This window comes from Halomonas sp. 3D7M, from assembly GCF_014897885.1.
GTDB lineage: Bacteria > Pseudomonadota > Gammaproteobacteria > Pseudomonadales > Halomonadaceae > Vreelandella.
Genome location: NZ_JABUZF010000243.1, coordinates 2,551 through 4,046, shown reverse-complemented (window position 1 = coordinate 4,046; position 1,496 = coordinate 2,551). Strand labels below are relative to the sequence as shown.

Genomic DNA, 1,496 nt, shown 5'->3' with positions numbered 1-1,496 from the left:
ACCGCACTTTGGGGTGGCCTTACCGGCGTTGCGCTATTTGCCAGCGTGGTATTTCTGTTAACACGTTCGGCTCAGCGCCAGCCAGCACTGTTTGCCTGGGCATGGTTGCTAGGGCTGGTGGCTATCCACATGGGCTGGATGTTCCGTTGGGTAGTGCTGATGGATGTTCAACATGTGGCTCGTAACAGTGCAGGTTTCCATCACTACGGTATCCCTGCTGGTTCTTCCGGCATTTTAGGCATTGTCGGCACTTTCGGGCTGTGGCTGGCGGCCATTTTACTGATCGAACTATTTATTCCATGGCGACAGGCTCAACAAGGTAGCCAGCTACCAGGCAACGCCCAAGCTGCATCTCGCGCCCCACTCACTGCTAACAAAGGAGCGCCTAGTCATGGCTAAGTCTGCTCAAGATCCCTCACGCCGTCGCTTTCTAAAAGGCGCAGCTGCCGCTGGCGGTGCCGCCACCTTTGCCGTGGGCTACGCCGACCCGTTGGCCAAAATGGCCAAAGGCGTTACCGGCAGCGCAGGTGAAAAACCGCAGCATAATATTCATGGCAACTCGTTAACGCCTGAATATCGTGTCGATTTAGCGACCGGCGAACTAACCCTCGCCCCCGATCAACGGGTGGCTTTTACTATTTGCTACGGCTGCACCACCCAGTGTGGAGTGCGCGTGCGGGTCGATGACACGCGCGGCGAAGTGCTACGAGTAGCTGGCAACCCCTATCATCCGCTTTCTGCCGATGACCATTTGCCAATGCGCACACCGGTGGCGGATGCATTGCGCAGCGTGAGTGCTTATCAAGAACACGGGCAAGTTAACCGCTCCACCGCGTGCGCCCGTGGCAATGCAATGATGAGCCAGATCACCAATCCGTTCCGTATTGATCACTGCCTTAAACGGGTCGGTGAACGAGGCAGTCGCGAGTGGCAAAAAATATCGTTTGAGCAACTTATCGAGGAAATTTGCGAAGGGGGCGATCTGTTCGGTGAAGGGCAAGTAGACGGCCTACGCGACATTCGCGACCACGACACACTGATTGACCCCGACAACCCTGAGTACGGCCCCAAAGCTAATCAGTTGATGGTCATGGAAGCCACCGACTACGGGCGCTCAGATTTGCTTAAACGCTTCACCTTGAACGCTTTCGCGACCCGCAACTATGGCCACCATGGCGCATACTGTGGCCTAGCGTTCCGCATGGGCTCTGGAGCAGTGATGAACAACATCGTCACTAATGCTCACGTAAAGCCAGATATACAGAACGCACGCTTTATCATGTATATCGGCTGCGCACCCAGCCAGGCAGGCAACCCGTTTAAACGCCAGGGCCGCTTGCTTGCACAGGCGCGCGCCGCCGGCACGCTGGAATATGTGGTGGTGGACCCCGCGTTGAACGCTGCGACGTCCCATGCCGCCGACAACAACCGCTGGGTGCCGATCCGTCCTGGCACCGATAGCGCTTTTGCCATGGCAATTATTCAGTGGCTACTGG

At 56.8% G+C, this 1,496-nt stretch carries 1 protein-coding gene and 1 pseudogene; both read left to right on the top strand.

Annotation, left to right across the window (positions count from 1 at the left end; all coding sequences use genetic code 11):
• Positions 1-399, top strand: a pseudogene (locus INT22_RS14245) (NrfD/PsrC family molybdoenzyme membrane anchor subunit); the annotation flags it as partial.
• Positions 392-1,496 (top strand): molybdopterin-dependent oxidoreductase (locus INT22_RS21110; RefSeq protein ID WP_226912757.1); only part of this gene is annotated, 1,105 nt, incomplete at its 3' end. The pseudogene INT22_RS14245 and the gene INT22_RS21110, both read left to right, overlap by 8 nt.